The 12,651-nt window shown below is 36.6% G+C and carries 11 protein-coding genes and 1 pseudogene; 4 read left to right on the top strand and 8 right to left on the bottom strand.

Annotated elements, in window-relative coordinates; translation table 11 throughout:
* Positions 1-255 precede the first annotated feature (255 nt).
* Both IGJ02_RS06150 and IGJ02_RS06145 read left to right on the top strand, forming a co-directional pair.
* Complete coding sequence (locus IGJ02_RS06150) at positions 256-1,902, top strand: alpha-keto acid decarboxylase family protein (protein ID WP_430603649.1); 1,647 nt, start codon at positions 256-258, stop codon at positions 1,900-1,902.
* A 95-nt stretch (positions 1,903-1,997) separates the two neighbouring features.
* Positions 1,998-2,456, top strand: coding sequence for an S-ribosylhomocysteine lyase (locus tag IGJ02_RS06145; protein ID WP_010760946.1), 459 nt, complete (start codon positions 1,998-2,000; stop codon positions 2,454-2,456).
* Positions 2,457-2,507: 51 nt separating this feature from the next.
* Here IGJ02_RS06145 and IGJ02_RS06140 read toward each other — a convergent pair whose 3' ends face one another.
* The gene (locus IGJ02_RS06140) at positions 2,508-3,326 is read right to left on the bottom strand and encodes a ZIP family metal transporter (protein ID WP_430604075.1); all 819 of its coding nucleotides are present in this window, start codon (positions 3,324-3,326) and stop codon (positions 2,508-2,510) included.
* Between the two features lie 160 nt (positions 3,327-3,486).
* On the opposite strand from IGJ02_RS06140, the gene spxB reads away from it, so the two are divergent.
* A complete protein-coding gene (gene spxB, locus IGJ02_RS06135) occupies positions 3,487-5,214 on the top strand; it encodes a pyruvate oxidase (protein WP_010760944.1) in 1,728 nt (575 codons plus the stop codon).
* Positions 5,215-5,263: 49 nt separating this feature from the next.
* Here the strand turns inward: spxB and IGJ02_RS06130 are convergent, their stop codons facing one another.
* The 3 genes from IGJ02_RS06130 to IGJ02_RS06120 form a co-directional block, all read right to left on the bottom strand.
* Positions 5,264-5,518 carry a CsbD family protein gene (locus IGJ02_RS06130; RefSeq protein ID WP_010760943.1) on the bottom strand — a complete coding sequence of 85 codons (255 nt, stop codon included), beginning with the start codon at positions 5,516-5,518 and terminating at the stop codon, positions 5,264-5,266.
* Positions 5,519-5,615: 97 nt separating this feature from the next.
* Positions 5,616-6,215, bottom strand: a complete 600-nt coding sequence (locus IGJ02_RS06125) for an alpha/beta hydrolase (protein WP_430603647.1) — start codon at positions 6,213-6,215, stop codon at positions 5,616-5,618.
* A 112-nt stretch (positions 6,216-6,327) separates the two neighbouring features.
* Entirely contained in the window at positions 6,328-7,269 is a 942-nt protein-coding gene (locus IGJ02_RS06120) for a helix-turn-helix transcriptional regulator (RefSeq protein ID WP_430603646.1), read from the bottom strand.
* Positions 7,270-7,353: 84 nt separating this feature from the next.
* Between IGJ02_RS06120 and IGJ02_RS06115 the strand changes: the two genes are divergently transcribed.
* On the top strand, positions 7,354-7,797 hold the full coding sequence (locus IGJ02_RS06115) for a VOC family protein (protein ID WP_430603645.1): 444 nt from the start codon (positions 7,354-7,356) through the stop codon (positions 7,795-7,797).
* A gap of 303 nt (positions 7,798-8,100) precedes the next feature.
* On the opposite strand, the pseudogene IGJ02_RS06110 reads toward IGJ02_RS06115, so the two are convergent.
* The 4 genes and pseudogenes from IGJ02_RS06110 to IGJ02_RS06095 form a co-directional block, all read right to left on the bottom strand.
* Positions 8,101-8,190 (bottom strand): annotated as a pseudogene (locus IGJ02_RS06110) (fructokinase); the annotation flags it as partial.
* Positions 8,191-8,244: 54 nt separating this feature from the next.
* On the bottom strand, positions 8,245-9,285 hold the full coding sequence (locus tag IGJ02_RS06105; protein ID WP_430604074.1) for a galactose-1-epimerase: 1,041 nt from the start codon (positions 9,283-9,285) through the stop codon (positions 8,245-8,247).
* Positions 9,286-9,537: 252 nt separating this feature from the next.
* Positions 9,538-12,168, bottom strand: a complete 2,631-nt coding sequence (locus IGJ02_RS06100; protein ID WP_430603643.1) for an HAD-IC family P-type ATPase — start codon at positions 12,166-12,168, stop codon at positions 9,538-9,540.
* 196 nt (positions 12,169-12,364) lie between these two features.
* Positions 12,365-12,634, bottom strand: a complete 270-nt coding sequence (locus tag IGJ02_RS06095) for a type B 50S ribosomal protein L31 (RefSeq protein ID WP_010760936.1) — start codon at positions 12,632-12,634, stop codon at positions 12,365-12,367.
* Positions 12,635-12,651 lie beyond the last annotated feature (17 nt).

Below are 12,651 nucleotides of genomic sequence, written 5' to 3'. Positions count from 1 at the left end.
CTCTGCGGCTTATTTTTTGTTGGCATTGTCTTATTAAATCTTTTTGGAAAAGATGATTGAGGTAAAAAAGCTTAGATCTATTTTTCTATCAAGATTGGACAAACTATTATGCCAAACGTTATCTAGCTTCAAGGATTGAAGATCTTTTGGAAAAAACGGAAATGGAACGAGGCAAAAAGGGACAACGTCAATGTTTCCTATTTTCCTGTTAGAACTGAACGTGCCCGTTACACTTTTAAATTAGGAGGATGCTCAATGTACACCATATCAGATTATTTATTGGATCGTTTAAAGGAATTAGGAATCGATGAAGTATTTGGGGTTCCTGGAGATTATAATTTGCAATTTTTAGACCATATCACAGCGCGAGAAGACCTAAAATGGATCGGTAATGCCAATGAGTTAAATGCTGCATATATGGCTGATGGGTATGCGCGAACTAAAGGAATTTCAGCTTTTGTGACGACATTTGGTGTGGGAGAATTAAGTGCTGTCAATGGTTTAGCAGGTAGTTATGCGGAAAATGTACCTGTTGTTGAAATTATTGGTTCACCGACAACAACTGTTCAAAACAATAAAAAACTTGTTCATCACACTTTAGGCGATGGTGATTTCCTGCGCTTTGAAAAAATGCATGAAGAAGTAACAGCTGCAATCGCTCATTTGACTATAGAAAATGCCACCTCAGAAATCGACCGAGTATTGACTATTGCAATGACAGAAAAACGTCCAGTTTATATTAATTTACCAATTGATATAGCTGAAACAAAAACAAACAAACCGAATAAACCTTTACAAAAAATGACAGAAAGATTAACAGAGGCTGAAGCAACTATTTTAAGCAAAGTTGAAAAAGCTCTACAACAAGCAGAAAATCCAGTTATCATTGCTGGACATGAAATTTTAAGTTACCATATAGAACATCAATTAAACGAATTCATCCAAAAATTTAATTTGCCAATTACGACATTACCCCTAGGAAAAGGCGCATTTGATGAAGAAGATTCTCACTATATTGGAACATATTCAGGATCACCTACTGAAGAGCCTCTGAAAAGTCGTGTTGATAATGCAGATCTTGTTTTACTTTTAGGCGCAAAATTGACGGACTCAGCAACATCTGGTTTTAGTTTTGGTTTTACAGACAAACAAATCATCTCGATTGGCGCAACAGAGGTCTTATTTTATGGTGAAAAACACGAAGCAATTCAGCTAGATCGTTTCGTTTCTGCTTTATCAACGCTGTCATTTTCTAGATTCACAGGAGACTTACTTCCAGTAAAACGTATATCCAAAGTAGAATTCAAAGATGAACAACTGACTCAAAAACGGTTCTGGAAAATGGTAGAAACTTTTCTATTGCAAGGAGATACTGTGGTTGGCGAACAAGGAACTTCTTTCTTTGGGCTAACAAACGTTCCGCTAAAAAAAGACATGCACTTTATCGGACAGCCATTATGGGGATCGATTGGTTATACTTTCCCTTCTACTTTAGGTAGTCAAATCGCAAATAAAGATAGTCGTCACCTGTTGTTTATCGGAGATGGTTCGTTGCAATTGACTGTTCAAGAATTAGGGACTGCAATTCGAGAAAAACTGACACCCATCGTTTTTGTGATCAATAATAACGGTTATACGGTTGAACGCGAAATCCATGGTGCTACCGAGCAATACAACGATATTCCCATGTGGGATTATCAAAATCTGCCGCTAGTCTTTGGCGGAACTAGTCAAACTGTGGCAACTTACAAGGCGACTACAGAAGCTGAATTAGCTGAAGTGATGAAGTCTGCTAGAAAAGATACTGAACGATTACAATGGATCGAAGTGGTGATGGATCAAGAAGATGCCCCTTTGTTATTGCAAAAATTGGCCAAGATTTTTGCAAAACAAAATTCGTAACTCCTCGACCACTGTTCTATTAGAATCTATTGACTTTTTAAGGTATTTTGTTATAGTTAAAAGCGACATTTACTTAATGTGAAGGAGTGAATAATATGGCACGTGTTGAAAGTTTTGAATTAGATCATAATACAGTTAAAGCCCCTTATGTTCGTTTAGCGGGTACTGAAAAAAATGGTGAAGCCTTGATTGAAAAATATGATCTTCGTTTCTTACAGCCAAATGAAGACGAATTACCTACAGCTGCTGTTCATACATTAGAACATTTATTAGCAGTAAATTTACGTGATCACTTAGAAGGAATCATCGATATTTCCCCTATGGGTTGTCGTACTGGTTTTTACATGATTATGTGGAACGAGCATTCACCAAAAGAAATTCGTGATGCTTTAGTGAAAGTCTTGAACTTTATTGTTGAAACAGATTTTGTTCCTGCGGTTTCCGCTAAGGAATGTGGAAACTATAAAGACCATTCTTTATTTTCCGCACAGGAATATGCGAAGATTGTGTTGGAAAAAGGCATTAGTTTAGATCCTTTTGAACGTATTTTATAAAAAATTGAAACAAAGACCAAACCTCCGTATAATGCAGGTTTGGTCTTTTATTTATCCTAAAGCAACATCTAAAATCATCATGATAATAAAGCCAAGCATCACACCAAAAACAGCAAAATGTCGTTTACTGGTCACTGTCTGCTGTGCTTCTGGAATCAATTCTTCCACAACTACATAAATCATCGCACCTGCTGCAAATGCTAACGCATATGGCAAAAGCAATGTAACTTTTGTCACTAGAACTGCTCCAATGATCCCAGCAATCGGTTCAACGATCCCTGAAGCTTGCCCGTAGAGAAATGCTTTCTTTCGGCTTAGATTTTCTTGTCTTAATGGAATCGACACAGCTGCTCCTTCTGGGAAATTTTGTATTCCAATCCCTAAAGCTACAGAAATCGCTGCTAATACTGCTTTTTGCGGATCATCAGCTGAATTTGCTGCACCAAACGCCACTCCTACTGCTAAACCTTCAGGAATATTATGTAAAGTAATAGAAAAAACCAACAAAATCGTCCGTTTTAAATGACTTGGCAAACCTTCTTTTTCATGATTTGGCCCAAAATGCATGTGTGGCAACGTTTTATCTGCAATATACAAAAACAATCCTCCCAAACCAAAACCAAAACTAACAACAAGCCAAGCTATGTTGCCATTTTCTTCTGCCTGTTTGATTGCGGGATCTAACAAAGACCAAAAACTTGCAGCGATCATCACACCAGATGCAAAACCGAGCATCATATTTAGAACATCTTTTTTGATTTCTTTGAAGAAGAAAACCAGTCCAGCCCCCAATGCTGTCATAAAATAAGTGAACCCTGTCCCTACCAATGCTTGCTGCCAAGCTTCTAAAGATAACAGCCAATTAGTAATTACAAACACCTCATCTTTCCAAAATACTTTTCTTAGCTTAACTTTATCATATCAATGATTTTATGACCACGCCTAAAGTAAAAAATGCTTTCAGTTGGTACAAAAATGGAGAAAGAGTATACTTGATATAGAAGGTACTTTTAGAAATGGAGTGAGCCAAATGACAGAAACAATCAATGCTGCCGTTGCTATGATCAAAGTATTGGAAAGTTGGGATATCGATCATATTTATGGCATTCCTGGCGGATCTTTTAATTCCACCATGAATGCTTTGTACAAAGAAAAAGAAAAAATCACTTATATTCAAGTTCGTCATGAAGAAGTCGGTGCTTTAGCTGCAGCCGCAGATGCTAAATTAACTGGAAAAATAGGGGTGGCTTTTGGCTCAGCAGGTCCTGGGGCTACACATTTGATCAATGGATTATATGATGCACAAATGGATCACGTCCCAGTCTTGGCACTCTTGGGACAAGTCGCTACAAATTCGATGAACTACAACTCTTTCCAAGAATTAAACGAAAACCCAATGTTTGCTGATGTAAGTGTCTATAACCGAACAGTTATGACACCAGAAAGTTTACCTCATGTCGTAGATGAAGCGATCAAAGCAGCCTATAAAAACAAAGGGGTTGCAGTTGTAACAATTCCCGTTGATTTCGGCACAAAAGAAATCCCTCTATTAGATGTTTCGACCGCTAAGAACCATCAACAGGGATTGCTCATGCCAAATTATGATGACCTTAAAAAAGCGATTCCTCTAATCGAAGCAGCCGAAAAGCCGATTCTTTATATTGGCCAAGGGACACGTAATGCTTGGCCAGAAATCAGAACGTTCTCTGAACACTTTTCAATGCCCGTTATTTCAGCTGTTCTAGGAAAAGGAATTGTTCCAGATGCTTATGAAAACTTTCTTGGTTTTGCCGCTCGTGTCGCAACCAAACCTGCCAATGAAGCCTTAGCAGAAACGGATTTGATCATATTTGCCGGCAGTGACTTTCCTTTTGCAGCGTATTTCTTTAACCCTGATGCTAAATTCGTTCAAATCGATATTGATTCGACAAAGTTAGGACGTAGACATAAAACAGATGTCGCAATCTTAGGAGATGCCAAAGAATCATTGAAGCGAATGGTTGATTTAGGCAGTTCTCGGCCAGTAGATAGATGGCTAAAAGCCAATCAAAAAAATAAAGAAAATTGGATTGCATGGTTAAGAAGTTTCGATGATAAAACTGATAAACCACTTCGCGTAGAACCTGTTTTTAAAGAAATTCGTAGAATAGCAGATGAAGATGCAATTTTTGTAACAGATGTCGGGAACACAACAATTCATGCGATTCGTCTTTTAGATATGAACGGCAAACAAAAATTTACAACGTCTGGATGGTTTGCTACGATGGGCAATGGTGTACCAGGTGGAATTGCTGCCCAACTTAGTTACCCTTATCGCCAAGTATTCACCTTAAGCGGTGACGGTGCGTTTGCCATGGTCATGCAAGATATCATCACCCAAGTAAAATACAAACTACCTATTATCAATGTTGTGTTTTCAAATGACTCTTTTGGTTTTATTGAAGCAGAACAAGAAGATAGTGAGCAAAAGAAATTTGGAGTATATTTAGAAGGAGCTGACTTTGGAAAAGCTGGCGAAGCGCTTGGCGCCCAAGGTTTTACCATTACAGAATATAGCCAATTGGAACCAGCTTTTGAAGCGGCTAGAAAAAGCACACGTCCAGTTGTAATTGATGTGAAAATCCGAAATACCCGACCTTTACCTGTTGAGGAACTGGTCTTAGACCCTGAAAAATTCAGCGAAAATGAAATCAATGTATTTAAAGAAAAATATGAAGTTCATGATATGCCCGTGTTGAAAGAGTTATTAAAGAATTAAAAAAACAGCAGATGCATTTTTCCGCATCTGCTGTTTTTTTATAGTTCATTTATTTATCATCATGTTTATGGAATTTTTCTTTGATATCTTCAAAACCTTCTTTGATTTTGTCGCCAAGTTTTTCAGCGCCATCTTTGATATCATCACCGGCATCACGAGCTTTGTCTTTTACATCGCCAAAAGCTGATTGCGCTTTGCCTTCAAGTTCTTTGCCTTTATCATCTGTTACTTTACCTTGAACTTCTTTAGCTGTTCCTTCAACTTTGTCTTTTGCATCATTTACGCGTCCATTTAAATCTGCCATGTGAAAAACCTCCTAGTTAATTTATATTACATAACTAGCATAGCATCATTTTTGACATGCTACAAACGATTCGCTTTGTTTTTTATCACTGAATACTTTAGCGCTCACTCAACCACCGTTTTGCTTGATTGATTTCATCCATGGTTATTTGATGACCTGAATTAGTGGGCATAATGGTAACCGTCGCCTGCCTATTTTTTAATTGTTGAATCAATTGATCTGACGCTTCCTTAGATACGATGGGATCATTTTCACTCACGGATAGCCAGATTTTTTTATCTGAAAGTGGAAAATTCTGGCTATCAACGCCTAAGGACATTGGATGAAGTAAAATTGCTTGTTTAATAGCAAAATGGCGCTCTAATAAGATATGAGCTGCAATATTTGCCCCATTTGAATAACCAACAATGACCCATTCTTCTAACTGGATCCCTTTTTTCTCACTAACTGATAAGATCATCTGAATGAGTCGGTCACTTTCTTCTTCCAGACTAACTAAGTCAAACTGATTTAATCCATTGCGTTTAAAAAATCGATTCATCCCCGATTCTTGAATTGTCCCACGAAAAGACAATACTGTTGCTTCTTCATCTAAATAGCGAGCAATCTCCACTAATGACGTTTCATCACCGCCAGTTCCGTGAAGTAATAATAATTTTTTCCCATACGAAGCACCTTTTTCAAATAGATAATGCATTTTTACTCCTCCTTTTCCATTTTTTTTAAATAAGTTATCTATCAATACGCTTACTTTTTGTAAGTGAATTTCATTTTAACATCTTTTATGTCATTTGTCACTTTACAAAACGTTATAACTGATACAAATATTCAGCAAGAGATGACGCTTTTTTTAATAGACTTTCCTTAAGTTGAATTGGCTCTATTTGTATAATGGCTGTTCCAAAACGAAGGAAATAATCCGTAATAAATTCCTCTTCTGTCTTATGATAATAACCATTAATGAGATAATTTCCCTCAGATGCTTGGATTGACATTGAGGGGTAATTTTCCTTAGAGAAAATATCTTTGCCTTTTTCATTAACTTTGATTGAAAATGACAGTTTTTTTTCGCTTTGATAAAAGGTTTTGGCTTTTTCTAGCAGTGTTTCAAGTGATAACGCCGCTTGGGTGTTTTCTTCTTCAAGTGACATGATTTTATCGCAACGAATGACACGAATTTGTTGTGTTTCATTATTCCAAATTCTAGCATACCATTGACCAAACTTAGATGAAAGCTGTACAAATTGAGCCTTGATCGACACGATTTCTTGTTCTTTTGCATACTGAACGTTAAAAACTTTTTCATGAAGGATTCCTTCAACGATTTCTTTTAAATACTGACTCGCATTACTATGGTTGACTTGTTCAAGCATGATGATTCTGCGCATTAACAAAAGCTCTTGCTGTAATTTCTCTGGTAAAACCTGACTATATTTTAATTCAAGGGTGCTACTTTCCATGTTAAAAGGAGTAGATCGATAGCCTTTTAGTGTTAGCAAAGCAAAATAAAGAGCATAAATTTCACCTTTCGTAAACAACCCAGGAGCCACTATTCGGGTATCTAATAGCTGATACTTGCCATATCTTCCAAGTTCCGAATAAATCGGCAAACCAATTTCTTCAAGAGACTGTATATCTCTTAATGCGGTGCTTTTTGAAATACTATATCGTTCTATCAGTTCTTTTAAATTGAAACTATTTTTATCAGCTAAAAAAAGAATCATATCATTTATTCGTTCTGCTTTTTTCATAACCCCTCCTAAAAGTATCATGTTTTGATACCTTTAAAAAGTATACTAAAAGTGGAAAGAAAATAAAAGAAATGAGGAATTGATATGACTTTAGAAATTGCGGTATTTTTATCCATGAACGGACGTGCTTGGGAGGCTTTAACTTTTTATAAAAAGCATCTAGGTGCTGAAGAATTACTCGTCGTAACGTATGAGGATATGGCAAAAAGAGACGAGACCTTTCAATTAACAGAGGAAAATAAACAGTTGATTTCTCATTCGGTTTTAAGAATCGGTCAGACTAAAATTATGATTGCTGAAGATGCAATGGATTCTAGCCAACTCTATACAGTCGGCAATAATTTTTCTTTGTGTATTCAAAGTGCCGATTTAACTGAAATTCAAACTTTTTATTCTAATCTAACGTCAGATGATCGAGTTAAAATCATCGTACCGCTGAATCAAAATATTTTTAGTGGTGCGTATGGAATTTTAGAAGATCCATTTGGGATACAAATTCAGTTGATGCATGACGAACGTTTAAAATAAACCATATATTTATCTAGAAGTAAACAATAGAAAACAAGATAACATACATTTCTTGATTGCTTATTGTTTAGTTGTTTTCCATTTCTTTTTTAGCTTATGCCAGTCAACCAATCGTCCCTGGATCATCTTCTAATTTTGGCATCACAATATATTGTTCTAATGGTGGTGTTTTCACAAAACCATTAGAACAATTTTTCAAATTCACGACAAATTTTTTCTAGCATATGACACCGTTTCATCACGCCACCACCAAAAATCATCACATCTGGCGCAATTACTAACGCCATTGTCTTCACTTTTTTTAGGAAAACTTACTTTTTCAATAATGTATAGATCATTATTCCTAATAACACATACAAATTTTGTGCCGCCAGCTTCGATACTGCCTAAAATTTTTCCTTCATCTTTGCACACTCAATTGTCTTATCTATGATCCTATATTTTGATTCAATTGATTTTAAAAATTGTGCGACTTTTATATGCGTTTTCTGGATACAAAATAATCTCCCCAAAGTCTTCAAATTCAATGGCTCCAGGACTAACCTGAGTCTCTAACGTGAGTCCACCATGATTGACTAATTTCTTACCTCGAACCACGGGGCCAGTTTCACCAAACTGCGCTGTGAAAATGACTACAGCTGGTTGATCAGTATACATCTCAACGGAAAGATCTTTTTTTGGTGCCGTAATAATTGCCTGTGGTTTATTAAAACCAGTTTGATTCAACATAAATGGATGATCCAACCCATTGACCAAAGTGTTTTGATCATAACTAGTTTCAAAAACTTGATTCATGCTCTTTGATTTTCTAAAATCGAAAGGAGTCTCCTTAACAGAGCGTAATTCACCCGTAACAGTTGTATCACTGTCTACCACTGCAAATCGGTCTGCATCCACAAATAACCCGTGCTCACCAACTGATTGTGTAACATCACCTGTCAAATTAAAATAGACATGATTTGTTGGATTATATAACGTTGGTTGATCTGTTTCAGCTTGATAATCGATGATCCATTCATTTTCGTTTGTTAATGTGTACGTTACATGAGCTTTTAACTCTCCTGGAAAACCATTTTCTCCATCTGAACTCACATAAGAAAATGCCACAGAAATATGGTTACTTTTTTCTTCTATTTCAACTTCCCAAATCTTTGCCTCAAAACTTTCAGCCCCACCATGCAACGTATGGCCATTTTCGGGAGAAACGGGTAATTGATAGTTTTGGTCATTAATTGAGAACGAACCATGCTTGATTCTTCCAGCAACACGTCCGATCGTTGCCCCAAAATACATATCTTTAGCCAGATATTCTTCCCCAGTCTCAAAACCTAACACAATATTACGCTTTTCTTCATTAACTGGTACGATCAAATCAACGATTCTGGCGCCTAAGTCTGTGACATTCATTGTCAAACCATTATCGTTCGTAAGCGAATACAAAATAGCCTTTTCTCCAAATTTTTGATTGCTGATTTTCAATACTTTCATCTCTCTTCCGTTTGAAATCGATTTTCCAACACAGTGAACTAATACTATTCTATCATCTTTGACGGTATTTTTTTCTTCAACGCTCATTTTAAACTACTTTTGTTTAAGTTTACAATATTTTTGTCAAGTTGCACTTAATGAAATAAATGCGTTTCTCTTTTAGCAACGTGAATCTTTTTTGATTCGATAAAAAACGAGGTATTCCATTTCGAATAAACAGAACGGAATACCTCGTCATTTTTTTATTAAATACTATAACCTTTTCAACTTTCGTGTTATTTGTTTTTCAAACTCTACGACTATGAATACAACAATTCCTGAAAGTAACGCCAATTTTATATAAGGCCAACCAATAACGGCTGTTCCTAATGCTAGATGCATGATTGGTGTAACTATCAACAATGCTTGTAAAATAAATAAAATCAGTAGTGACAACCATAAAACTTTATTTGAAAGTATACTTTTATTAATCGAAAACTGGTAAATTTCCCGGCAATTGATCATATAAAAAACTTGACCAAACACAATCGTCGTAATCAATGTCGTCTGCATAACAGCTTCAGACGCATTACGCCCTTCTAAGAATCCATTAACGAGAAAACCTAAAGCGGCTAATAAAAGAGACACGTAAACGATACGGAAAACAGCATATCTATCTAAAATATTTTCCCTAGGATTACGTGGAGGTTGCTCCATTCCATTTTTTGCCAATGGCTCAAAACCTAATGCAAAGGATAACGTAATCGTGGTCACCATATTCAGCCATAAAATCTGTACAGAGGTCAACGGTAGCGGTCTATCTAATAATAAGGAAACAACTACTAATAACCCTTGTGCAAAAGCCGTCGGCAAAGAAAAGTAAATTGTTTTTTTCAAGTTTTCATAAACGCGCCTACCTTCTTTGATTGCTAAGGTGATAGTTGCAAAATTATCATCTGCTAAAACCATATCTGCTGCAGCTTTGGTCACTTCAGTCCCTTTGATTCCCATAGCGATACCGATATCTGCTTGTTTCAATGCTGGTGCATCATTAACTCCATCCCCTGTCATCCCGACGATTTGCCCATTTTTTTGAATTGCGTGAACTAAGCGCAATTTATGCTCAGGCGTTGTCCTAGCATAGACATCATTGGTTAAAACAATATCTGCTAGTTCATCGTCACTAAGCTGTTCAATATCTTTTCCTACTAAGGCATTATTATAATTTTCAAGGCCAATTTCTTTCGCTATTGCCACCGCAGTATCTTTATGATCTCCTGTAATCATTTTTACTGAAATTCCCGCTTTGCGACTGTTTCGAACTGCTTCGATCGCTTCTTTTTTTGGCGGATCGATAATGCCGAATAATCCAGCAATAATCATCCCACTTTGTAGATCTTCATGAGCAAGAGTTGTTTGAGCTTTCGTTACTTCTTTAAAAGCTGCTGCTAAAATCCGTTGTCCTTTGGTAGCTTGTTGGCTAATTTTTTGCTGCCAATATCCTTCTTCAAACGTTTCGGTACTTTCATCAGCTAACTGATAGTCCACCATATTCAATAGAACATCTGGCGCACCTTTCAAATAAATATAACGTTTATCTTGAATCTCGACTAGTGTAGCCATGTACTTGTATGATGAATCGAATGGAATTTTGCTAATATCGTGTTCTTCTTCAACAAGTGCAGTATGATTAGCCCAGTCTAGCAAAGCACCTTCTGTTGGATTACCAATCACTTCCCTTACACCGTTTTTATAAGTGATTTTGGTATCGTTACAATAAGAAGCAATTTCTGCCATTTTTCTTACAGATTCATCTTTTTCCACCTGCCGAATAGAAGCTACTTCTACTTCTTCTAAAGTTGTATCAATTGTTTCTTTCGCAGTAACGAGTGCGACAACTGCCATTTCGTTTTTGGTTAGCGTTCCTGTTTTATCAGAACAGATAACTCCCATGCTACCTAATGTTTCAACAGCCGGCATTTTCTTGATGATCGCATGCTGGCGTGCCATTCGTGTCACCCCCACTGATAAAATAATAGATAAAACAGCTGGTAACCCCTCTGGCACAGCTGAAACTGCTAAAGCAATCATAGACGAAAGTAATTCACTTGCCGATAACTCACGGAAAAACAAACTGAACACAACAAGAAAGAGGATCAACGCCATTAAAAACAGAAAAATTTGTTTATTCAATAGCTTCATCTTTTTGATCAATGGTGTTTCATTCGTCCCTACGTTCTTCAAGTGCTGATTGATCTTACCGATCTCTGTTTGATCGCCGATTTGAATAACGATTCCTTTACCCGTCCCACTATTGACCAATGTCCCGGAATAAGCCATATTTATATGGTCACCCAAATCTTCCTCTTCTTCAAGAGTGCGATTACTTTTCTCAACAGGAGTTGATTCACCTGTTAAAATAGCTTCATCGATCACTAAGTTATATGCGTCAATAACGCGAAGATCGGCTGGAACGATATCTCCTGGGCTTAAATAGACAATATCTCCTGTAACTAAAGATTCAGCTTCGACTGTTTCTTTTTCCCCTTCTATTAAAATAACCGCTTCCGAGCTCATCATAGAGGTAAGACTATCTAAAGAGTCAGTAGCTTTTGCTTCTTGTACATAACCGATAACTGCATTGATGATAACCACCAGTAAAATAATCGCCATATCAATAAAATCACCACTGACTCCTTTTAATACTGCAGATACAAGCAATACATAGATGAGCAAATCATGAAAATGATGAAAAAACTTTTTCAGTTTGCTCGCTTCTTTTTCTTTAGAAAGAGTGTTACTTCCTTCTTCTTGTTTCGCTTTTCTTACAGATCTGTCGAGCCCATTTAGACTAGATTGTAATGCTGTTAACACTTGCTCCGCTGTCATTTTATACCAAGTCATAACGACTCCTCCTCAATAGTTACTTAATACTTCATTAAAGTTTACAAAAATAAAAGAATAATTCATACTAATAACCCCTTCCCTTAAGTAAAAAACCAGTATTTCTTAAACACTAGATTATAGCCATTTTCAAATAGTAAAAAAAATAAGACCCAGCTCATAAATGAGTTGGGTCTTATAACCATTGCTGTTTGAATTAACCTTCTGGGTTTGCGTTGGTATCTTTGATACCATACTTTTTGTTGAAACGGTCCACACGTCCGTCTGCTTGTGTAAATTTTTGACGACCAGTATAGAATGGATGAGAATCAGATGTTACTTCGACACGAATCACTGGGTAAGTGTTTCCGTCTTCCCACTCAGCTGTTTCATCAGAGTGCTTAGTAGAACCTGATAAAAATTTAAAGCCTGTAGTTGAGTCCATAAAAATAACTGGGTGATATTCTGGATGGATATCTTGTTTCATAGTCTTTTCGCTCCTTT

This window comes from Enterococcus sp. DIV0724b, from assembly GCF_050531475.1.
Taxonomy (GTDB): domain Bacteria; phylum Bacillota; class Bacilli; order Lactobacillales; family Enterococcaceae; genus Enterococcus_L; species Enterococcus_L haemoperoxidus.
Note: the sequence above shows the minus strand (reverse complement) of the source record. Positions and strands in the feature narration are given on the sequence as shown.

Coding starts and splice junctions, on each gene's coding strand:
- spxB (WP_010760944.1), top strand. CDS start 3,487: ATGACAGAAACAATCAATGCTGCCGTTGCTATGATCAAAGTATTGGAA.
- IGJ02_RS06130 (WP_010760943.1), bottom strand. CDS start 5,518: ATGGCAGATTTAAATGGACGCGTAAATGATGCAAAAGACAAAGTTGAA.
- IGJ02_RS06125 (WP_430603647.1), bottom strand. CDS start 6,215: ATGCATTATCTATTTGAAAAAGGTGCTTCGTATGGGAAAAAATTATTA.
- IGJ02_RS06115 (WP_430603645.1), top strand. CDS start 7,354: ATGACTTTAGAAATTGCGGTATTTTTATCCATGAACGGACGTGCTTGG.
- IGJ02_RS06105 (WP_430604074.1), bottom strand. CDS start 9,285: ATGAAAGTATTGAAAATCAGCAATCAAAAATTTGGAGAAAAGGCTATT.
- IGJ02_RS06100 (WP_430603643.1), bottom strand. CDS start 12,168: ATGACTTGGTATAAAATGACAGCGGAGCAAGTGTTAACAGCATTACAA.
- IGJ02_RS06145 (WP_010760946.1), top strand. CDS start 1,998: ATGGCACGTGTTGAAAGTTTTGAATTAGATCATAATACAGTTAAAGCC.
- IGJ02_RS06120 (WP_430603646.1), bottom strand. CDS start 7,269: ATGAAAAAAGCAGAACGAATAAATGATATGATTCTTTTTTTAGCTGAT.
- IGJ02_RS06095 (WP_010760936.1), bottom strand. CDS start 12,634: ATGAAACAAGATATCCATCCAGAATATCACCCAGTTATTTTTATGGAC.
- IGJ02_RS06150 (WP_430603649.1), top strand. CDS start 256: ATGTACACCATATCAGATTATTTATTGGATCGTTTAAAGGAATTAGGA.